The sequence below is a fragment of the Photobacterium sp. DA100 genome (assembly GCF_029223585.1).
Lineage (GTDB): Bacteria > Pseudomonadota > Gammaproteobacteria > Enterobacterales > Vibrionaceae > Photobacterium.
In genome coordinates this window covers 3,351,263-3,372,503 of the sequence record NZ_CP119423.1, presented here as the reverse complement: position 1 = coordinate 3,372,503, position 21,241 = coordinate 3,351,263, and the positions used below count along the sequence as shown (strand labels likewise).

The window sequence follows — 21,241 nt, the reverse complement described above, 5'->3', positions numbered from 1 at the left end:
AACAGCAGTTTTGGACAAGGGCACTATATTTATTGAAGTCTGTGGCCCCAAATTGCCTCGGAGCGAGGAAGGAGAGGCCGATTTCCAAATGAAAGCCTTCTTGGGCTTATTGTGATTGAGGAGCAACACCATGGCAGATACCAATGACAATACAACCAACTGGCCGGAACTGGCTGGTGCCCTTTATGACAAACTGACGGAGCGACATGCTGAATTAACCTATGATTTTGATCACGTTGAAATCAGTGTACCCAGCGGTGCCGGCGAAAAGTCGGACCATTCTATCTGGAAGGTCAACGGCAGTATTAGTATACGCGGCCGCAACCTCGATTGATGCTGGAGTACAATGGTGGCGTTGAGGTCGAGCTTGATGGGGAAGTCGCTCACCTCAGCGCTCAGGGGACTCAACTGACCCTTACGGTTCCGAGCGCTGGGATGCTGTCGGCTTTGGTTGGTTTGTATTGTCGTGTTGCTGTATCTAAGACGTTATCGCACGCCCCTTTTATCTTTGCCGGACATCAGTTAGTTGTGCTTGTCCCTAATGGTGGATCTCTGAGAATTACCCGGCGTCAGAGCTGGCTGCGTGCCTGGCTGCCCTATAAAGTCTCGATGACAGGGCTGGGCTGGTGGCTACAACATGGACCTAAGTGTTTATATCAATTCTGGCGGGTTTAGCGCTGGGTTATGGGCTTGATTTTCAAAAATGCTCAAAATCTCAGCAAACAAACTTGAGAGCGCGATTTTCTTCCTTTTTCCTATTGCGTTGGCAAACTAGATACGTAGAATGATTCGCATGCCCGGGTGGCGAAATTGGTAGACGCAGCGGATTCAAAATCCGCCGGTGAATAACTGTGCCGGTTCAAGTCCGGCCCCGGGCACCATTTTCAAATGACAAAGCCTCGACGAAAGTCGGGGCTTTGTTGTATCTGGCACTCGCCAATATCAAATCATCTACAGTTTGCTAAATAGGGTTGGCTCGTTATCGGGTGTCCAGTTCGGCTGCGAAATATGGGCTGCGTTGACTACATAGCGTGCACCTTTGTAGGTCACGACATCGCCCTCATCGTAGCTGACATTGACCGTCCATACTGTGAGGGGCATGCTATTCACCCAAAGACTCGATGTCGATGATGGTGCCCAATCAGCTTGCGCCGTGTGATCAACCGTTGCGGTATACAGGGTATTGTCGAGGGTGACATAGTCGCCTTTGGCGTACGAGGTACCTACTGTCCACTCCGGGGTATAGTTGTCCAAAGTGTCGAAGGTATACCCTGCCTCCTTGGCGATCTTGAGGAACTTGCGTAGTTTAGGCAGATTCTTGGTTGCCCCCATACCACGCTTGCCATCTTCGTAGAGGAAGGCATGGGTCAGTACGATCACCTTGTCGGCATGGAGCGGTGTACCGCATGGGAAGTTCTGGGTCTTTGAATTGACCGGCTCAATGGTTGTGGGGGCGCAAGTATTGAAAGCGGCTTCGACATATCCCAGAAAAGCTTCGGCTTCAGTTAAGCTGTTGGCTGGCATGTCAATGCCCCAGTTTTCCGGTGCCCAGTCGACATCCCAGCCGTGGAACTGGTAATTTTTATTGGTGAGGATTTCCGCAACGCCAATGGATGAGCGGACGCTGTTGGAGGGATCGGCTGGGTCGCAGATATAGCCAGGCTCCCAGGGCTTGTAGTCATCGGAGGTTGCACATAGTCCATCCCCCTTGAAATCTTTGGCGACCCGCCAGCTGTTGGTGTAGGGCAGGCGGGCGAGGTTTTTACCTTTGTAATTCGGGTAGCTGTTGATAGCTGGAATATATGACTCAAGTACCGTCACATTCATATCGAACATAGAGGCATCGAATGCAGGATCTTGGTAAGAATTAATCTGATGGTTACCGGTCGCGTTGCACTCTGCGGCACTATTGGGGCCGAACTTCTCGACACAGTTGTGCACCATATGGTTGTAGCTGTGGTTGGCGACGGTATGTCCAGTGTCGAGGAGCAGCTGCAGTGCCTCAAGTGCTCTATCCTCATTCTCGTCACCGATCCCATCGAGGTGCCAGCCATTGACATAGAAGGTCCCCTTTACACCAGCCTCGTTCATGATTTCCACAATGGGGATGGTTGCATCGATTGGTCCATCGTCAAATGTCATGTAAATCGTGCCTTTAGAGGCTGCCTGGGCTGTTATTGAGGTCGCAAGTATTGCGCTGTAGCAGAATACTGCTAGCGTTGTTTTATTCAGGTTCATAGTTACTCACATATAGAGGTTGGTCAAAGTATCAAATATTTATTGATATAACTGTAATAAATGCTTTGGAAATCAAATAACTCGTGATTGGTTATTTAATAGCGCTCCTTTTATTTGAAATATTCTACAAAGGTACTTTGATTATGCGGGCCATTTCTCATTATGTTTAATTTGTTTTATTTTATTTCATGGAAACTTTGATTTAAATGATGCTATAAATGACTATCGACAAATTACTCATTTATAATGAGGTTAAATAATATTTTTGTGTTTTTATTTGGTTGGAGTGTTTTAATTCATTTTCCATTATAAATTGAGAGTGTGTTCACAATTAATGCAACCGGTTGCGCTTTAGGTTTTTATCTTATTTGTTTAGACTTTTTATAACGTTTGGAAAGCGTAAAAAAACTGGAGAGTGGGATGAAGAAGATTTTGTTATGTTGTAGCGCTGGCATGTCAACCAGCATGTTAGTTCAGAGAATGGTAAAAGCAGCGGATGAGCGTGGTATTGATTGCCAAATTGAAGCGCAAGCAGTGACGGCGTTTGAAGATGCGATACAAGTGTTTGATGTCTGCCTGCTAGGCCCGCAAGTTCGCTTTCAGCTAGAGGAACTGAGGAAGACGGCTAGTCGCTATGGTAAACCGGTTGAAGCGATTTCACCGATGGCTTACGGCATGATGAAAGGCGAGGAAGTTCTCGATCAGGCCTTGTCATTAATATCAGATTAGAGCCAAGCAAAATCAATAGAAATATACTCGGCTGTTTTAACTTGATTTTAAATAAGGAATTCTTTGTTCTCTATGTTTGTTTTTGAGAGAAGCTTAGATGAAAGAAAAGGACTGGTTATATGAAGTTTTATGATAAGGTCATGAACGTCGTCGAACAGCATATCGCTCCGTTGGCGTCGAAAGTGGGTACACAAAAACATGTACGGGCAATGCGTGATGGCTTTATTACCGCAATGCCCTTTATTATCGTGGGTAGCTTTATTTTAATATTGGCTTTCCCCCCGTTTTCCGAAGACTCTCAAAATGCCTTTGCCCGTGCTTGGCTGGATTTCGCAAGCAATAACTTCGACCAAATAATGATGCCATTCAACATGTCGATGGGCATTATGACAATATTTGTGTCGCTGGGCGTCGCCTATAGTCTCGCTCGCGCTTACAAGCTCGATGGCATCACCAGTGCATGCCTGTCGCTGATGAGCTTCTTGTTGGTTGCCTCCCCCGCCCGAGATGGCGGATTGCCGACCGCGCACATGGGCGGCACGGGGATCTTCACTGCCGTTTTGTGTGCGTTCTTCTCGGTTGAGCTATACCGCTTACTGAAAAAGCACAATGTGACCATTCGGATGCCCGAGCAGGTTCCGCCGGCGATTGCTCGCTCGTTTGAAATGCTGATCCCGGTATTGGTTGTGTTCATGACGTTGTATCCACTGAGCCTGTTTGTCCAGACCCAGTTTGACATGCTGATCCCGGATGCGGTGATGCAGATGTTCAAGCCGCTCGTCAGCGCTTCGAACTCCTTGCCTGCCATCATTGGTGCGCTGTTACTGTCTCAGCTGCTGTGGTTTGCCGGTATCCACGGTGCAGCCATCGTTGTTGGTTTGCTATCGCCAATCTTCCTGACTAACATTGGCGCCAATATCGAGGCGTTTGTGGCTGGCGAGCCTATCCCTAATATCTTTACGCAACCTTTCTGGGACTTCTACATCTTCATCGGCGGCTCGGGGGCAACCTTGGCGCTGGCTATCCTGATGGCGTTCAGCCGCTCGGCTCACCTGCGCAGCCTAGGACGAATGAGTGCGGTTCCGGGCTTCTTCCAAATCAACGAACCGATTATTTTCGGTGCACCGCTGGTACTTAATCCAACTTTGTTTGTCCCGTTTGTTTTCGCCCCTATTTTCAATGCAGTGATTGCCTATACCGCCGTGCATATGGGCTTTGTCGGCATGGGGGTCGCCACAACCCCGTGGACAACCCCGGCAATTATCGGTGCATCGTGGGGGAGTGGCTGGACGCTGGCCCCAGTGTTGCTGGTTGTTGCGCTGATTGTTGTCGATCTGTTCATCTACCTGCCGTTCTTCAAGATTTTTGAAAAGCAATTGCTCGAGCAAGAAGGTGAAACCGCAGCAGCCCAAGAGAAGGCCCCAGAGGGGGAGGGTGTCACCGCTTAATATTTACCGGGAGGCGGGAGAGCCGCCGCCTGGCTTTTCACTAAGGAGAGTTATATATGGATCAAGAAGCGGTAGTGATGAACATCATCGTTAATGCGGGCGAGGCACGCAGTTTGTGCTTTGAGGCACTGTCATTGGCAAAAAAACAAGAGCTGGACCAGGCTCGCGAACGGCTTAAACAGGCCAAGGTGTGCCTGAACCAAGCCCATCTGACCCAAACCCAGCTCATTGAAGCGGATGAAGGGGAAGGCAAAGTGAAGATGACCCTCGTGATGGTCCACGCCCAGGATCACTTGATGACAACCATTCTTGCCCACGAGATGGCGACGGAGATGGTGTCCTTACATGAAAGGTTGTCAGGTAAATAAGGAACGATTATGACGAAACCATCACTCAAGCTTGCGATTATCGGTGGGGGAAGCAGCTACACGCCAGAGCTGGTCGAAGGAGTGCTCAAGCGGCTAGACAGCCTGCCAGTCACGGAGATGCACTTTGTCGATATTGAAGCCGGCCGAGAAAAGCTGGAGATCATCGAGGCGCTCACGCGGCGAATGGTCGAAAAGTCTGGGGCGAAAATGACGGTTCGGGCATCGCTGGATCGCCGGGCAGCCATTGACGGTGCGGATTTTGTTATGACCCAGTTCCGGGTGGGTGGTTTGCAGGCGCGTGCGAACGATGAGCGAATTCCCCTTAAGTACGATGTGATCGGGCAGGAGACAACGGGCCCGGGCGGGTTTGCGAAGGCACTCAGAACGATCCCGGTTATTTTGGATATCTGCCGGGATATTGAAGAACTGGCCCCTAATGCGTGGATGCTCAATTTCACCAATCCGGCAGGACTGGTGACCGAGGCGATCTTGAAACACACCAAGGTGAAATCCATTGGCCTTTGCAATGTCCCGGTATCGATGAAAATGATGATTGCGGAGATCATGAAATGCTCGCCAGAGAGCCTATCGCTGGAATGTGCCGGGCTGAACCATTTGGTATGGGCACACCGTGCCTGGCTTGATGGCACAGATATCACTGCTGAGGTGTTGGAAAAAATCGGTGACGGTGCGAACTTCAGCATGAACAATATCTTCGAAGAGCCGTGGGATCCTGACTTTTTAAAAGCGCTGGGGGCGATCCCTTGTCCGTACCATCGTTATTTTTATCAGACTGATGCCATGCTGGCCGAAGAAAAAGAGGCCGCGCTCAACGGCGGGACTCGGGCCGAGCAGGTCAGGGAAACCGAGGCCGAGCTGTTCGAGCTATATAAAGATACCACGCTGGATCATAAACCCGAGCTGCTTGAGAAGCGCGGCGGCGCTTACTACTCCGATGCGTCATTGAACTTGGTCGATGCCATTTACAACAACCTCAACACGATCCATGTCATTAATGTTCGCAATAACGGGGCCATCACAACCCTACCGGATGATGCGGTGATCGAATGCAGTGCGGTGGTAGGGAGCTGGGGAGCTCGTCCGCTGGCGATCGGGACGCTGAGTCCGGCAATGAGTGGCTTGATCCATCAGGTCAAAGCTTATGAGCAATTGACGATCGAGGCCGCGGTCAGTGGTGACTATGACAAAGCGTTGATGGCATTGGCAAGCAACCCTCTGGTTCCGGATATCACTCGGGCCAAAGGGATACTTGATGATACGCTGCGGGTAAATCACGACTATTTGCCGAATTTTTCTGCACGCTAACTTACCTGCGACCAGTGCGGTGGCATGCCGCGCTGTTTCGCATGAGGAGGTAAATTATGCATGTCATATTTAACGCCGATGATTTTGGTTTGACGCGAGGCGTCAATCTTGGGATCGCTGATGCGTGCTATAACGGGGTAGTGCGCTCGACAACCATGATGGTTGGGGAGCTGGCGGAGAATCATGCAGTTCAACTAGCTGCCGAGAATCCTTCGTTGGCTGTCGGGCTACACCTACGGTTAACTGCCGGAGCTCCTTTAACCGTTCCCTCCTGCCTCGTGGGAAATGATGGCTACTTTTTGAATAAAGATGAGTTCTGGTTAAGGCGGGATTTTAATGAGCAACAGGTGGCCGATGAGGTAACAGCACAGATTGAGTGTTTTTTGGCTACGGGGTTACCGCTTAGCCATGTCGACAGTCACCACCATACGCATATGCACCCCAAGCTATTGCCTGTTATCGAGGATGTTGTTGGCTGCTATCAGGTACCGCTCCGGGCTTCGAGTTCGTTTAGCGGACGTAGTTATGCCTTCAATAAGGACTTCTATAGCGATGCCCCGAAGCTTGATGATCTGTTGGCGATTATTGATCAGCACCGTGGGCAGTGCGAGGTGCTAGAGATTATGTGCCATCCGGCCTATGTCGATCAGCCTTTACTCGAATCTAGTAGCTATGTGCTGCCAAGGGCGAAGGAATTAGAGATCTTGACGGACGATAGGCTGGGTGAAGCACTGGAACGGTGGGAGGTGACCGTCAGTAATTTCAATGTTCTTAAGTAACTTGCAGTTAGAGCGGTGAGGGAGCAATAAAAATAATAGCCGCTGCCAGTAGTGCATTATTCCCCCTCTGTATATGAACCGATGCATTCTACTGGCAGCTTGCTATATGTTGAGATCTGAATATTAAAACGCTCGTTAATCACTTCATGTACCAATTAAATCACTTTATAGTCGCTAGCGAGATATGATGAACCAATAATATGGTTGGAAAATAATGGTGAAGGAGGAGAGGCAACTGCCATGGCAAGTATAAAAGATGTTGCAGCATTGGCTGGTGTCCACCGCTCGACAGTATCGCGGATCATAAATGGAGAAGGTGCCTTTCGTTCCGATACCAAAAGGAAAGTCGAGCAGGCAATGGCAGAGCTAAACTATCGGCCAAGTGCGATCGCCCGTTCGTTGGCGACAGCTTCATCCAATATGACTGGTTTGCTTGTCACCTATTACACAGGTGGATTCTTTGGCCAAATGATGGAGCAGGTACAGGCAGAACTGGATTTGCACAAAAAGTTTCTGATCACCGCTCAAGGACACCACAGCGCAGAAGGTGAGCGGGAAGCGATTCGCCGGTTCCATGCCCTCCGGTGTGAAGGATATGTCCTGAATAGTCGCCATTTGAGTGACGATGAATTGAGGGAGCTTGCTCAGGAATCTACTCCGTTTGTGATTCTGGACCGGGTGGTTGAAGGCTTGGAGTCTCGCTGCATTACTTTTGATCATACTCTAGCAGCAAAAATGGCGGTGGAGCATTTGATAGAGCAGGGGCATCGCCACATTGGTTGTATCACCGGTCCTATAAGTCGTCCAAGCAGCCACCTCCGCCTACAAGGTTATAAAGAAGCTTTGCACCAATCGGCGATTAGTTTTGAACCTGCGTTTTGTGCAGAGGGAGACTACGGCAGAAAAAGTGGTTATTTAGCGGCGGAGCAACTCCATCGCTCTGCACCATCAATGACGGCATTGTTTTCATGTAGTGAGGAAATGACCCAGGGGGCATTGCAATATTTCCATGAGCATAATGTAAAACTGCCGCAACAACTATCCTTGATAAGTTTCGACAGTATTGAGCTTTGTGCTGCGCTTTATCCGCAGGTGTCGTCGGTTCACTTTCCTATTAGTCAAATGGCTCAAACCGCCGTTGAACTACTGATGTGTCAACTCAACCAAACGGAATGCTCTATCACGAAGCACTTTGTACCGGAGTTACGCCTACGACAGAGTATAAATAAACAGGCTATCCCTGAAGTATGATTTCTGATGCTCTCAAGTAATTGATGAGGATCTACTCAACAAAGAAATGATGCCATAAGCTGGTGGTGCTGTTTTGAACGTATTGGTTGCGTACTATGCACCTGCAGGGTGGTTTTGATAAGATAGAAAAAAATGATTGTCTATCAGGCTGATATACGTATAATGAGCCGCATCTGCCCGGGTGGCGAAATTGGTAGACGCAGCGGATTCAAAATCCGCCGGTGAATAACTGTGCCGGTTCAAGTCCGGCCCCGGGCACCAATTTCAAACAACAAAGCCTCGACGAAAGTCGGGGCTTTGTTGTATCTGCACCTAAGCAAAGTGAACGTGCCTCTCATATATTACCATCCAAGCTGCCTCTGTATAAAAGATTGCCTATAGTGGCACCCTCACTGCAACGATCTGGAATATAGGCGATGCCATCAGGGAGAGAGCCAAGCCCGGCTATCATTGTTATTGAGCTGATTAAGCAGCAGATTAACCAGCAAGTCTGGCTGCCGGGCGAGCGGATCCCGTCGATTCGCAAGATGAGCCAGTTGCAGTCCATCAGTCCAATGACGGTAATGAAAGCCTATGAGCAACTAGAGCTCGACGGTTGGATCTATGCCAAGCCCAAAAGTGGTTACTTTGTCTCACCGCATTTTAACCAGCTTCTCCCCACTCCACCGCAGCAACCACAAGTCGTCAACCAGTCGATCAACATTAACCGTCATGTTTTTGAAGTGATGAGGGCCATCAAGCAACCGGATGTGATCCCGTTTGGCTCTGCGTTTCCTGATCCTTCTTTGTTTCCGATGCCGACATTAGGCAGGTTGTTAAGTCGCACGGTGAAAACGATGCCATACGACAGTGGCATTACTGATTTAGCGCCAGGGTGCGAGTCTTTGCGCCGGGCTATCAGCCAGCGATACGCCAAAGCTGGTATTAATGTTAGTGCAGAGCAAGTTGTGATCACCTCTGGTGCGACAGAAGCGCTCGGTTTGGGCTTGGCGGCAGTGACACAACCTGGTGATATGGTCGTTATTGAGTCACCTGCTTTTTATGGTGCTTTGCAAACTATTGAAAGGCTTCATCTCAAGGCCGTAGAGATCCCTGTTTGCCCCACGAAAGGTTTAGACACGAAAGCCCTGGACAGCTGTCTTGAGCGCTATCCGATAAAAGCTTGCTGGTTGATGAGTAATTTCCAGAACCCAACAGGAGTGAGTCTTGCTCCTAAGCAGCAACGTGCTGTGTATGATCTGCTTGCTGCGAGAAACGTTGCCATCATAGAAGACGATGTGTATGGCGAACTCTATTACGGTACGCATAAGCCACCTTGTTTCAAGGCTATAGATAGTGAAGGACTGGTGATCCACTGCTCCTCGTTTTCTAAATCCCTTGCCCCTGGTTTTCGTGTCGGTTGGGCGTTGGCTGGACGGTTTACCCAGCAAGTTACCGAACTACAGTTTATGTCGACGCTTTCAGCGCCAGTACCAAATCAACATGCTATTGCCAGTTATATTAAAGAAGGGGTGTATGACAGTCACCTGAGGCAATTACGTAGAACTCTGGTAAAGAGACAGCAGCAGATGATAAAAGCAATACACCAATTGTTTCCCGCCGGAACGACAGTAACTAAATCGGATGGTGGTTATTTTGTTTGGGTGGCGCTCCCGTTTGATCTAGATAGCTCCGAGTTACTCACTCTATTACTTGAGCGTTATCGCATCAGTATTGCACCGGGCACACTGTTTTCCTCAGGCAAGCAATACCGGCATTGCATACGTATCAACAGTAGTTATGAACTGAGCGCTCAGAACTACGAAGCGCTTAAAGCCTTAGCACAATTGCTCAGTAGTCATAAGCAATAAACTGTTTAGCCGTTTTTAAGGCTAACTGTGCTACCTACTTTCTTATTTACTCCTGTTCAATATTGATTTATTGCGTAGATAAAGGAGAACAGTATGGAGAGGAAAGCCAATCGGGTTGAGCTGAAATTGATAGGGGTCGCAATAGCGTGTGCATTGTTGTTGGTCTTTGGTCATCTCATCTTGGCCAAACAGCTAATTGAATATGCTTGGGTTGAATATACAGCCGCGGGGATTCCCTTTCTATTGTTCGCTATTGCTGCTTGGGCAATACGCTATACCTTACGATTGGAGCAGAAAAGCTAGGTTTTCTTATGGAAAGCCTTAGCTCAAACAGAGTGGCTTGTAGGGATTTTATGCGCAAAACAGAGCTGTTGCTTGTTTATTGAGCGCTTGGTTAATTTAAATGAAATAATTGCATTTTGGCTATTGCCAATGTGATCGAAGTCTCTATAATGCCACCTCACTGACACGGAGCACGGCAACTTAAGCCGCTAACCAATCAGTATTGTTCTTTAACAATTTGACCATGCAATCTGTGTGGGCACTCGTGAAATGATAGTCAAAAAGAATTATCAATGAAACTGAGTGACCAAATCGAATCGCAAGATTCGGCACAGTCAATTCATTCATTACTTCGGTAATGGATTAACAGTATTCATTGAGCCAAAACTTTAATTGAAGAGTTTGATCATGGCTCAGATTGAACGCTGGCGGCAGGCCTAACACATGCAAGTCGAGCGGCAGCGACATGACTGAACCTTCGGGGGACGTTATGGGCGGCGAGCGGCGGACGGGTGAGTAATGCCTGGGAATATGCCCTGATGTGGGGGATAACCATTGGAAACGATGGCTAATACCGCATAATCTCTTCGGAGCAAAGAGGGGGACCTTCGGGCCTCTCGCGTCAGGATTAGCCCAGGTGAGATTAGCTAGTTGGTGAGGTAAGAGCTCACCAAGGCGACGATCTCTAGCTGGTCTGAGAGGATGATCAGCCACACTGGAACTGAGACACGGTCCAGACTCCTACGGGAGGCAGCAGTGGGGAATATTGCACAATGGGGGAAACCCTGATGCAGCCATGCCGCGTGTGTGAAGAAGGCCTTCGGGTTGTAAAGCACTTTCAGTTGTGAGGAAGGCGTTGTCGTTAATAGCGGCAGTGTTTGACGTTAGCAACAGAAGAAGCACCGGCTAACTCCGTGCCAGCAGCCGCGGTAATACGGAGGGTGCGAGCGTTAATCGGAATTACTGGGCGTAAAGCGCATGCAGGCGGCTTGTTAAGCCAGATGTGAAAGCCCGGGGCTCAACCTCGGAATAGCATTTGGAACTGTCAGGCTAGAGTCTTGTAGAGGGGGGTAGAATTTCAGGTGTAGCGGTGAAATGCGTAGAGATCTGAAGGAATACCGGTGGCGAAGGCGGCCCCCTGGACAAAGACTGACGCTCAGATGCGAAAGCGTGGGGAGCAAACAGGATTAGATACCCTGGTAGTCCACGCCGTAAACGATGTCTACTTGGAGGTTGGTGTCTTGAGCACTGGCTTTCGGAGCTAACGCGTTAAGTAGACCGCCTGGGGAGTACGGTCGCAAGATTAAAACTCAAATGAATTGACGGGGGCCCGCACAAGCGGTGGAGCATGTGGTTTAATTCGATGCAACGCGAAGAACCTTACCTACTCTTGACATCCAGAGAACTTTCCAGAGATGGATTGGTGCCTTCGGGAACTCTGAGACAGGTGCTGCATGGCTGTCGTCAGCTCGTGTTGTGAAATGTTGGGTTAAGTCCCGCAACGAGCGCAACCCTTATCCTTGTTTGCCAGCACTTCGGGTGGGAACTCCAGGGAGACTGCCGGTGATAAACCGGAGGAAGGTGGGGACGACGTCAAGTCATCATGGCCCTTACGAGTAGGGCTACACACGTGCTACAATGGCGTATACAGAGGGCTGCCAACTTGCGAGAGTGAGCGAATCCCAGAAAGTACGTCGTAGTCCGGATTGGAGTCTGCAACTCGACTCCATGAAGTCGGAATCGCTAGTAATCGTGGATCAGAATGCCACGGTGAATACGTTCCCGGGCCTTGTACACACCGCCCGTCACACCATGGGAGTGGGCTGCACCAGAAGTAGATAGCTTAACCTTCGGGAGGGCGTTTACCACGGTGTGGTTCATGACTGGGGTGAAGTCGTAACAAGGTAGCCCTAGGGGAACCTGGGGCTGGATCACCTCCTTAACGATAGACTGCGTTTGCGCAGTGTCCACACAGATTGCTTGGTGAAATGGTTTTAGAATGAGCAAAAGTGCTAATGAATAACGTCAGTTATTGATTAACGCTTTTGCGTTATGCTCTTTAACAATCTGGAAAGCTGACTAGTAAATTCAATCGATAGATTGATTTATTTTGTTCTTCTTTATGAAGAACGAGTTCTCAAGCAACACACATTCAAGTGTCTTGTTATGTTTGATTTCACTTTTTTAAAGTGAAGACAAATAGTGAGTCCGGCGAAACACAGTTCATCATACTCAGATGAACAACCTTGGTTGTTGAGCCATACGAACAGACCCCTTGGGGTTGTATGGTTAAGTGACTAAGCGTACACGGTGGATGCCTGGGCAGTCAGAGGCGATGAAGGACGTGCTAACCTGCGATAAGCCAAGAGAAGATGGTAAGAATCACTATACTCTTGGATTTCCGAATGGGGAAACCCAGCTGCATAAGCAGTTATCGTAACGTGAATACATAGCGTTGCGAGGCGAACCGGGGGAACTGAAACATCTAAGTACCCCGAGGAAGAGAAATCAACCGAGATTCCGGCAGTAGCGGCGAGCGAACCCGGATTAGCCCTTAAGCTAGTTTTGCGTCAGGTGAATGTGCTGGAAAGCACAGCGATACAGGGTGATAGCCCCGTAACCGGTAGCGCATTATCAGTGAAAACGAGTAGGACGGGACACGTGTTATCTTGTCTGAAGATGGGGGGACCATCCTCCAAGGCTAAATACTCCTGACTGACCGATAGTGAACCAGTACCGTGAGGGAAAGGCGAAAAGAACCCCTGTGAGGGGAGTGAAATAGAACCTGAAACCGTGTACGTACAAGCAGTAGGAGCCCTTCGGGGTGACTGCGTACCTTTTGTATAATGGGTCAGCGACTTAATTTTAGTAGCAAGGTTAACCGATTAGGGGAGCCGTAGGGAAACCGAGTCTTAACTGGGCGTACAGTTGCTAGGATTAGACCCGAAACCAGGTGATCTAGCCATGGGCAGGTTGAAGGTGAGGTAACACTTACTGGAGGACCGAACCGACTAATGTTGAAAAATTAGCGGATGACTTGTGGCTAGGGGTGAAAGGCCAATCAAACCTGGAGATAGCTGGTTCTCCCCGAAAGCTATTTAGGTAGCGCCTCGGACGAATACTACTGGGGGTAGAGCACTGTTAAGGCTAGGGGGTCATCCCGACTTACCAACCCTTTGCAAACTCCGAATACCAGTAAGTACTATCCGGGAGACACACGGCGGGTGCTAACGTCCGTCGTGGAGAGGGAAACAACCCAGACCGCCAGCTAAGGTCCCAAAGTTATAGCTAAGTGGGAAACGATGTGGGAAGGCTCAGACAGCCAGGATGTTGGCTTAGAAGCAGCCATCATTTAAAGAAAGCGTAATAGCTCACTGGTCGAGTCGGCCTGCGCGGAAGATTTAACGGGGCTAAGCTATACACCGAAGCTGCGGCAATGCATTTTATGTATTGGGTAGGGGAGCGTTCTGTAAGCGGTTGAAGGTGCATCGTAAGGTGTGCTGGACGTATCAGAAGTGCGAATGCTGACATGAGTAACGATAAAGGGAGTGAAAAACTCCCTCGCCGGAAGACCAAGGGTTCCTGTCCAACGTTAATCGGGGCAGGGTGAGTCGACCCCTAAGGCGAGGCCGAAAGGCGTAGTCGATGGGAAACGGGTTAATATTCCCGTACTTCTTACTATTGCGATGGGGGGACGGAGAAGGCTAGGTGGGCCTGGCGACGGTTGTCCAGGTTCAAGGGTGTAGGCTGTAATCTTAGGCAAATCCGGGATTACTTAAGGCTGAGACCCGATGTCGAGGCACTACGGTGCTGAAGTCATTGATGCCATGCTTCCGGGAAAAGCCTCTAAGCTTCAGATAGTAAGGAATCGTACCCCAAACCGACACAGGTGGTCGGGTAGAGAATACCAAGGCGCTTGAGAGAACTCGGGTGAAGGAACTAGGCAAAATGGTACCGTAACTTCGGGAGAAGGTACGCTGCCGGCGGTGAAGAGACTTGCTCTTGGAGCTGCTGGCAGTCGCAGATACCAGGTGGCTGCAACTGTTTATTAAAAACACAGCACTGTGCAAAATCGAAAGATGACGTATACGGTGTGACGCCTGCCCGGTGCCGGAAGGTTAATTGATGGGGTTAGACTTCGGTCGAAGCTCTTGATCGAAGCCCCGGTAAACGGCGGCCGTAACTATAACGGTCCTAAGGTAGCGAAATTCCTTGTCGGGTAAGTTCCGACCTGCACGAATGGCGTAATGATGGCCACGCTGTCTCCACCCGAGACTCAGTGAAATTGAAATCGCAGTGAAGATGCTGCGTACCCGCGGCTAGACGGAAAGACCCCGTGAACCTTTACTACAGCTTGGCACTGAACATTGACCCTACATGTGTAGGATAGGTGGGAGGCTTTGAAACCAGCACGCCAGTGTTGGTGGAGCCGTCCTTGAAATACCACCCTTGTAGTGTTGATGTTCTAACGTCGCCCCGTTATCCGGGGTGCGGACAGTGCCTGGTGGGTAGTTTGACTGGGGCGGTCTCCTCCCAAAGCGTAACGGAGGAGCACGAAGGTGGGCTAATCACGGTCGGACATCGTGAGGTTAGTGCAATGGCATAAGCCCGCTTGACTGCGAGAATGACGGTTCGAGCAGGTGCGAAAGCAGGTCATAGTGATCCGGTGGTTCTGTATGGAAGGGCCATCGCTCAACGGATAAAAGGTACTCCGGGGATAACAGGCTGATACCGCCCAAGAGTTCATATCGACGGCGGTGTTTGGCACCTCGATGTCGGCTCATCACATCCTGGGGCTGAAGTCGGTCCCAAGGGTATGGCTGTTCGCCATTTAAAGTGGTACGCGAGCTGGGTTTAGAACGTCGTGAGACAGTTCGGTCCCTATCTGCCGTGGGCGTTGGATGATTGAGAGGGGCTGCTCCTAGTACGAGAGGACCGGAGTGGACGAACCTCTGGTGTTCGGGTTGTGTCGCCAGACGCATTGCCCGGTAGCTAAGTTCGGAATCGATAACCGCTGAAAGCATCTAAGCGGGAAGCGAGCCTCAAGATGAGTCATCCCTGAACCTATAAGGTTCCTGAAGGGTTGTTGGAGACTACGACGTAGATAGGCAGGGTGTGTAAGCGTTGTGAGGCGTTGAGCTAACCTGTACTAATTGCCCGTGAGGCTTAACCATACAACACCCAAGGGGTTTTAACGGACTCCATGAGCACTTGAATGTAGTGCGAGAACATCAGCTTTCGAGATTGTAAGAATTTTGCTTGGCGACCATAGCATTATGGACCCACCTGATCCCATGCCGAACTCAGCAGTGAAACGTAATAGCGCCGATGGTAGTGTGGGGCCTCCCCATGTGAGAGTAGGACATCGCCAGGCTTCCAATTTATTTTCACTTTTAAAAAGTGAAGACAAATAGGGCACTTGCTTACAACGTAAGCAAGTCACCATAGAGCTTTAAGTTTTCTTAGAGTTTTATGTTGACTTTCAAAGTGAGTAGCGTATTATACGCGTCCTGCTTAAGTGCTAAGGCACTGAAAGGCAATATGTTCTTTAACAATTTGACCATGCAATCTGTGTGGGCACTCGTGAAATGATAGTCAAAAAGAATTATCAATGAAACTGAGTGACCAAATCGAATCGCAAGATTCGGCACAGTCAATTCATTCATTACTTCGGTAATGGATTAACAGTATTCATTGAGCCAAAACTTTAATTGAAGAGTTTGATCATGGCTCAGATTGAACGCTGGCGGCAGGCCTAACACATGCAAGTCGAGCGGCAGCGACATGACTGAACCTTCGGGGGACGTTATGGGCGGCGAGCGGCGGACGGGTGAGTAATGCCTGGGAATATGCCCTGATGTGGGGGATAACCATTGGAAACGATGGCTAATACCGCATAATCTCTTCGGAGCAAAGAGGGGGACCTTCGGGCCTCTCGCGTCAGGATTAGCCCAGGTGAGATTAGCTAGTTGGTGAGGTAAGAGCTCACCAAGGCGACGATCTCTAGCTGGTCTGAGAGGATGATCAGCCACACTGGAACTGAGACACGGTCCAGACTCCTACGGGAGGCAGCAGTGGGGAATATTGCACAATGGGGGAAACCCTGATGCAGCCATGCCGCGTGTGTGAAGAAGGCCTTCGGGTTGTAAAGCACTTTCAGTTGTGAGGAAGGCATTGTCGTTAATAGCGGCAGTGTTTGACGTTAGCAACAGAAGAAGCACCGGCTAACTCCGTGCCAGCAGCCGCGGTAATACGGAGGGTGCGAGCGTTAATCGGAATTACTGGGCGTAAAGCGCATGCAGGCGGCTTGTTAAGCCAGATGTGAAAGCCCGGGGCTCAACCTCGGAATAGCATTTGGAACTGTCAGGCTAGAGTCTTGTAGAGGGGGGTAGAATTTCAGGTGTAGCGGTGAAATGCGTAGAGATCTGAAGGAATACCGGTGGCGAAGGCGGCCCCCTGGACAAAGACTGACGCTCAGATGCGAAAGCGTGGGGAGCAAACAGGATTAGATACCCTGGTAGTCCACGCCGTAAACGATGTCTACTTGGAGGTTGGTGTCTTGAACACTGGCTTTCGGAGCTAACGCGTTAAGTAGACCGCCTGGGGAGTACGGTCGCAAGATTAAAACTCAAATGAATTGACGGGGGCCCGCACAAGCGGTGGAGCATGTGGTTTAATTCGATGCAACGCGAAGAACCTTACCTACTCTTGACATCCAGAGAACTTTCCAGAGATGGATTGGTGCCTTCGGGAACTCTGAGACAGGTGCTGCATGGCTGTCGTCAGCTCGTGTTGTGAAATGTTGGGTTAAGTCCCGCAACGAGCGCAACCCTTATCCTTGTTTGCCAGCACTTCGGGTGGGAACTCCAGGGAGACTGCCGGTGATAAACCGGAGGAAGGTGGGGACGACGTCAAGTCATCATGGCCCTTACGAGTAGGGCTACACACGTGCTACAATGGCGTATACAGAGGGCTGCCAACTTGCGAGAGTGAGCGAATCCCAGAAAGTACGTCGTAGTCCGGATTGGAGTCTGCAACTCGACTCCATGAAGTCGGAATCGCTAGTAATCGTGGATCAGAATGCCACGGTGAATACGTTCCCGGGCCTTGTACACACCGCCCGTCACACCATGGGAGTGGGCTGCACCAGAAGTAGATAGCTTAACCTTCGGGAGGGCGTTTACCACGGTGTGGTTCATGACTGGGGTGAAGTCGTAACAAGGTAGCCCTAGGGGAACCTGGGGCTGGATCACCTCCTTAACGATATGACTGCGTTTTACGCAGTGTCCACACAGATTGCTTGGTCGAAAAGTAGAGAACATGTTCAGGTACCCAAACCTGAAAAAAACTTGTGTTCCGGTATGATGTCGCTTCTCGCAAGCTCGTCACTCCGCTTACACAAAGTTAGCGAAATGTATTTCGCTGACAAACTTTGTGTCCCATTCGTCTAGAGGCCTAGGACACCGCCCTTTCACGGCGGTAACAGGGGTTCGACTCCCCTATGGGACGCCACGGGTCGTTAGCTCAGTTGGTAGAGCAGTTGACTTTTAATCAATTGGTCGCAGGTTCGAATCCTGCACGACCCACCATCTTCTCCTTTGAAGATGTAAAACATCGGAGGGCGATTAGCTCAGTTGGGAGAGCACCTCCCTTACAAGGAGGGGGTCACTGGTTCGAGCCCGGTATCGCCCACCACTCTCTAATCATTTTCTGCACGGATACGCAGATTCAATGAAGGTTAACTTTGTTGGGTCCGCTTTTTTGCCGCCGAAAATCATTAGAAAGTGGTTATCTAACGATAAACACATGCTCTTTAACAATCTGGAAAGCTGACTAGTAAATTGAATTTTTAAAATTCAATACTAATAGTTCTATCGAAAGATAGAACGAGTTCTCAAGCAACACACATTCAAGTGTCTTGTGTAAGAGTCCGGCGAAACACAGTTCATCACAACTCAGATGAACAACCTTGGTTGTTGAGCCATACGAAAGACCTCTTGGGGTTGTATGGTTAAGTGACTAAGCGTACACGGTGGATGCCTGGGCAGTCAGAGGCGATGAAGGACGTGCTAACCTGCGATAAGCCAAGAGAAGATGGTAAGAATCACTATACTCTTGGATTTCCGAATGGGGAAACCCAGCTGCATAAGCAGTTATCGTAACGTGAATACATAGCGTTGCGAGGCGAACCGGGGGAACTGAAACATCTAAGTACCCCGAGGAAGAGAAATCAACCGAGATTCCGGCAGTAGCGGCGAGCGAACCCGGATTAGCCCTTAAGCTAGTTTTGCGTCAGGTGAATGTGCTGGAAAGCACAGCGATACAGGGTGATAGCCCCGTAACCGGTAGCGCATTATCAGTGAAAACGAGTAGGACGGGACACGTGTTATCTTGTCTGAAGATGGGGGGACCATCCTCCAAGGCTAAATACTCCTGACTGACCGATAGTGAACCAGTACCGTGAGGGAAAGGCGAAAAGAACCCCTGTGAGGGGAGTGAAATAGAACCTGAAACCGTGTACGTACAAGCAGTAGGAGCCCTTCGGGGTGACTGCGTACCTTTTGTATAATGGGTCAGCGACTTAATTTTAGTAGCAAGGTTAACCGATTAGGGGAGCCGTAGGGAAACCGAGTCTTAACTGGGCGTACAGTTGCTAGGATTAGACCCGAAACCAGGTGATCTAGCCATGGGCAGGTTGAAGGTGAGGTAACACTTACTGGAGGACCGAACCGACTAATGTTGAAAAATTAGCGGATGACTTGTGGCTAGGGGTGAAAGGCCAATCAAACCTGGAGATAGCTGGTTCTCCCCGAAAGCTATTTAGGTAGCGCCTCGGACGAATACTACTGGGGGTAGAGCACTGTTAAGGCTAGGGGGTCATCCCGACTTACCAACCCTTTGCAAACTCCGAATACCAGTAAGTACTATCCGGGAGACACACGGCGGGTGCTAACGTCCGTCGTGGAGAGGGAAACAACCCAGACCGCCAGCTAAGGTCCCAAAGTTATAGCTAAGTGGGAAACGATGTGGGAAGGCTCAGACAGCCAGGATGTTGGCTTAGAAGCAGCCATCATTTAAAGAAAGCGTAATAGCTCACTGGTCGAGTCGGCCTGCGCGGAAGATTTAACGGGGCTAAGCTATACACCGAAGCTGCGGCAATGCATTTTATGTATTGGGTAGGGGAGCGTTCTGTAAGCGGTTGAAGGTGCATCGTAAGGTGTGCTGGACGTATCAGAAGTGCGAATGCTGACATGAGTAACGATAAAGGGAGTGAAAAACTCCCTCGCCGGAAGACCAAGGGTTCCTGTCCAACGTTAATCGGGGCAGGGTGAGTCGACCCCTAAGGCGAGGCCGAAAGGCGTAGTCGATGGGAAACGGGTTAATATTCCCGTACTTCTTACTATTGCGATGGGGGGACGGAGAAGGCTAGGTGGGCCTGGCGACGGTTGTCCAGGTTCAAGGGTGTAGGCTGTAATCTTAGGCAAATCCGGGATTACTTAAGGCTGAGACCCGATGTCGAGCCGCTACGGCGGTGAAGTCATTGATGCCATGCTTCCGGGAAAAGCCTCTAAGCTTCAGATAGTAAGGAATCGTACCCCAAACCGACACAGGTGGTCGGGTAGAGAATACCAAGGCGCTTGAGAGAACTCGGGTGAAGGAACTAGGCAAAATGGTACCGTAACTTCGGGAGAAGGTACGCTGCCGGCGGTGAAGAGACTTGCTCTTGGAGCTGCTGGCAGTCGCAGATACCAGGTGGCTGCAACTGTTTATTAAAAACACAGCACTGTGCAAAATCGAAAGATGACGTATACGGTGTGACGCCTGCCCGGTGCCGGAAGGTTAATTGATGGGGTTAGACTTCGGTCGAAGCTCTTGATCGAAGCCCCGGTAAACGGCGGCCGTAACTATAACGGTCCTAAGGTAGCGAAATTCCTTGTCGGGTAAGTTCCGACCTGCACGAATGGCGTAATGATGGCCACGCTGTCTCCACCCGAGACTCAGTGAAATTGAAATCGCAGTGAAGATGCTGCGTACCCGCGGCTAGACGGAAAGACCCCGTGAACCTTTACTACAGCTTGGCACTGAACATTGACCCTACATGTGTAGGATAGGTGGGAGGCTTTGAAACCAGCACGCCAGTGTTGGTGGAGCCGTCCTTGAAATACCACCCTTGTAGTGTTGATGTTCTAACGTCGCCCCGTTATCCGGGGTGCGGACAGTGCCTGGTGGGTAGTTTGACTGGGGCGGTCTCCTCCCAAAGCGTAACGGAGGAGCACGAAGGTGGGCTAATCACGGTCGGACATCGTGAGGTTAGTGCAATGGCATAAGCCCGCTTGACTGCGAGAATGACGGTTCGAGCAGGTGCGAAAGCAGGTCATAGTGATCCGGTGGTTCTGTATGGAAGGGCCATCGCTCAACGGATAAAAGGTACTCCGGGGATAACAGGCTGATACCGCCCAAGAGTTCATATCGACGGCGGTGTTTGGCACCTCGATGTCGGCTCATCACATCCTGGGGCTGAAGTCGGTCCCAAGGGTATGGCTGTTCGCCATTTAAAGTGGTACGCGAGCTGGGTTTAGAACGTCGTGAGACAGTTCGGTCCCTATCTGCCGTGGGCGTTGGATGATTGAGAGGGGCTGCTCCTAGTACGAGAGGACCGGAGTGGACGAACCTCTGGTGTTCGGGTTGTGTCGCCAGACGCATTGCCCGGTAGCTAAGTTCGGAATCGATAACCGCTGAAAGCATCTAAGCGGGAAGCGAGCCTCAAGATGAGTCATCCCTGAACCTATAAGGTTCCTGAAGGGTTGTTGGAGACTACGACGTAGATAGGCAGGGTGTGTAAGCGTTGTGAGGCGTTGAGCTAACCTGTACTAATTGCCCGTGAGGCTTAACCATACAACACCCAAGGGGTTTTAACGGACTCCATGAGCACTTGAATGTAGTGCGAGAACATCAGCTTTCGAGATTGT

General features: G+C 50.1%; 11 protein-coding genes, 5 tRNA genes and 5 rRNA genes. 20 read left to right on the top strand and 1 reads right to left on the bottom strand.

Annotation, left to right across the window (positions count from 1 at the left end; translation table 11 throughout):
* Window positions 1-130 precede the first annotated feature (130 nt).
* The 3 genes from PTW35_RS15340 (at window position 131) to PTW35_RS15330 (ending at window position 881) form a co-directional block, all read left to right on the top strand.
* Window positions 131-334 (top strand): hypothetical protein, encoded by a 204-nt coding sequence (locus PTW35_RS15340; protein WP_281025723.1) that lies wholly within the window; start codon window positions 131-133, stop codon window positions 332-334.
* Window positions 334-675, top strand: coding sequence for a hypothetical protein (locus tag PTW35_RS15335; protein ID WP_281025722.1), 342 nt, complete (start codon window positions 334-336; stop codon window positions 673-675). The genes PTW35_RS15340 and PTW35_RS15335 overlap by 1 nt, the downstream gene beginning before the upstream one ends.
* A 120-nt stretch (window positions 676-795) precedes the next feature.
* Window positions 796-881: transfer RNA gene (locus tag PTW35_RS15330), tRNA-Leu, on the top strand.
* Window positions 882-951: 70 nt separating this feature from the next.
* Here the strand turns inward: PTW35_RS15330 and PTW35_RS15325 are convergent.
* Window positions 952-2,142 carry a carbohydrate-binding protein gene (locus tag PTW35_RS15325; protein WP_281027527.1) on the bottom strand — a complete coding sequence of 397 codons (1,191 nt, stop codon included), beginning with the start codon at window positions 2,140-2,142 and terminating at the stop codon, window positions 952-954.
* A 516-nt stretch (window positions 2,143-2,658) separates the two neighbouring features.
* Between PTW35_RS15325 and PTW35_RS15320 the strand changes: the two genes are divergently transcribed.
* From PTW35_RS15320 to PTW35_RS15240, 17 genes are all read left to right on the top strand, one after another.
* Entirely contained in the window at window positions 2,659-2,967 is a 309-nt protein-coding gene (locus PTW35_RS15320; RefSeq protein WP_044624250.1) for a PTS sugar transporter subunit IIB, read from the top strand.
* Window positions 2,968-3,086: 119 nt separating this feature from the next.
* The gene (locus PTW35_RS15315; protein WP_281025721.1) at window positions 3,087-4,415 is read left to right on the top strand and encodes a PTS sugar transporter subunit IIC; all 1,329 of its coding nucleotides are present in this window, start codon (window positions 3,087-3,089) and stop codon (window positions 4,413-4,415) included.
* Window positions 4,416-4,471: 56 nt separating this feature from the next.
* Window positions 4,472-4,783, top strand: a complete 312-nt coding sequence (locus PTW35_RS15310; RefSeq protein WP_281025720.1) for a PTS lactose/cellobiose transporter subunit IIA — start codon at window positions 4,472-4,474, stop codon at window positions 4,781-4,783.
* Window positions 4,784-4,792: 9 nt separating this feature from the next.
* Entirely contained in the window at window positions 4,793-6,109 is a 1,317-nt protein-coding gene (locus tag PTW35_RS15305; RefSeq protein WP_281025719.1) for a 6-phospho-beta-glucosidase, read from the top strand.
* Window positions 6,110-6,165: 56 nt separating this feature from the next.
* Window positions 6,166-6,888: a chitin disaccharide deacetylase gene (chbG, locus tag PTW35_RS15300; RefSeq protein ID WP_281025718.1), complete on the top strand. Its 723-nt coding sequence runs from the start codon at window positions 6,166-6,168 to the stop codon at window positions 6,886-6,888.
* A 240-nt stretch (window positions 6,889-7,128) separates the two neighbouring features.
* Window positions 7,129-8,139: a LacI family DNA-binding transcriptional regulator gene (locus PTW35_RS15295; RefSeq protein ID WP_281025717.1), complete on the top strand. Its 1,011-nt coding sequence runs from the start codon at window positions 7,129-7,131 to the stop codon at window positions 8,137-8,139.
* A gap of 175 nt (window positions 8,140-8,314) precedes the next feature.
* Window positions 8,315-8,400: transfer RNA gene (locus PTW35_RS15290), tRNA-Leu, on the top strand.
* A gap of 155 nt (window positions 8,401-8,555) precedes the next feature.
* Complete coding sequence (locus PTW35_RS15285; RefSeq protein WP_281025716.1) at window positions 8,556-9,989, top strand: PLP-dependent aminotransferase family protein; 1,434 nt, start codon at window positions 8,556-8,558, stop codon at window positions 9,987-9,989.
* 93 nt (window positions 9,990-10,082) lie between these two features.
* Entirely contained in the window at window positions 10,083-10,292 is a 210-nt protein-coding gene (locus PTW35_RS15280) for a hypothetical protein (protein WP_281025715.1), read from the top strand.
* A 369-nt stretch (window positions 10,293-10,661) separates the two neighbouring features.
* Window positions 10,662-12,213: ribosomal RNA gene (locus tag PTW35_RS15275) — 16S ribosomal RNA — on the top strand.
* 345 nt (window positions 12,214-12,558) lie between these two features.
* Window positions 12,559-15,445: ribosomal RNA gene (locus PTW35_RS15270) — 23S ribosomal RNA — on the top strand.
* An 84-nt stretch (window positions 15,446-15,529) separates the two neighbouring features.
* Window positions 15,530-15,645 (top strand): 5S ribosomal RNA (gene rrf / locus PTW35_RS15265).
* Window positions 15,646-15,979: 334 nt separating this feature from the next.
* Window positions 15,980-17,531, top strand: a 16S ribosomal RNA gene (locus tag PTW35_RS15260).
* A gap of 176 nt (window positions 17,532-17,707) precedes the next feature.
* A tRNA-Glu gene (locus PTW35_RS15255) sits at window positions 17,708-17,783 on the top strand.
* Window position 17,784: 1 nt separating this feature from the next.
* Window positions 17,785-17,860, top strand: a tRNA-Lys gene (locus tag PTW35_RS15250).
* Window positions 17,861-17,890: 30 nt separating this feature from the next.
* Window positions 17,891-17,966, top strand: a tRNA-Val gene (locus PTW35_RS15245).
* 314 nt (window positions 17,967-18,280) lie between these two features.
* A 23S ribosomal RNA gene (locus PTW35_RS15240) occupies window positions 18,281-21,167 on the top strand.
* Together the 16S, 23S and 5S rRNA genes with 3 tRNA genes alongside form the textbook arrangement of a ribosomal RNA operon.
* Window positions 21,168-21,241 lie beyond the last annotated feature (74 nt).

Excerpts from the sequence above, each read along its gene's own strand:
- PTW35_RS15340 (WP_281025723.1), top strand. The coding sequence starts at position 131 with ATGGCAGATACCAATGACAATACAACCAACTGGCCGGAACTGGCTGGT.
- PTW35_RS15335 (WP_281025722.1), top strand. The coding sequence starts at position 334 with ATGCTGGAGTACAATGGTGGCGTTGAGGTCGAGCTTGATGGGGAAGTC.
- PTW35_RS15325 (WP_281027527.1), bottom strand. The coding sequence starts at position 2,142 with ATGACATTTGACGATGGACCAATCGATGCAACCATCCCCATTGTGGAA.
- PTW35_RS15320 (WP_044624250.1), top strand. The coding sequence starts at position 2,659 with ATGAAGAAGATTTTGTTATGTTGTAGCGCTGGCATGTCAACCAGCATG.
- PTW35_RS15315 (WP_281025721.1), top strand. The coding sequence starts at position 3,087 with ATGAAGTTTTATGATAAGGTCATGAACGTCGTCGAACAGCATATCGCT.
- PTW35_RS15310 (WP_281025720.1), top strand. The coding sequence starts at position 4,472 with ATGGATCAAGAAGCGGTAGTGATGAACATCATCGTTAATGCGGGCGAG.
- PTW35_RS15305 (WP_281025719.1), top strand. The coding sequence starts at position 4,793 with ATGACGAAACCATCACTCAAGCTTGCGATTATCGGTGGGGGAAGCAGC.
- chbG (WP_281025718.1), top strand. The coding sequence starts at position 6,166 with ATGCATGTCATATTTAACGCCGATGATTTTGGTTTGACGCGAGGCGTC.
- PTW35_RS15295 (WP_281025717.1), top strand. The coding sequence starts at position 7,129 with ATGGCAAGTATAAAAGATGTTGCAGCATTGGCTGGTGTCCACCGCTCG.
- PTW35_RS15285 (WP_281025716.1), top strand. The coding sequence starts at position 8,556 with ATGCCATCAGGGAGAGAGCCAAGCCCGGCTATCATTGTTATTGAGCTG.
- PTW35_RS15280 (WP_281025715.1), top strand. The coding sequence starts at position 10,083 with ATGGAGAGGAAAGCCAATCGGGTTGAGCTGAAATTGATAGGGGTCGCA.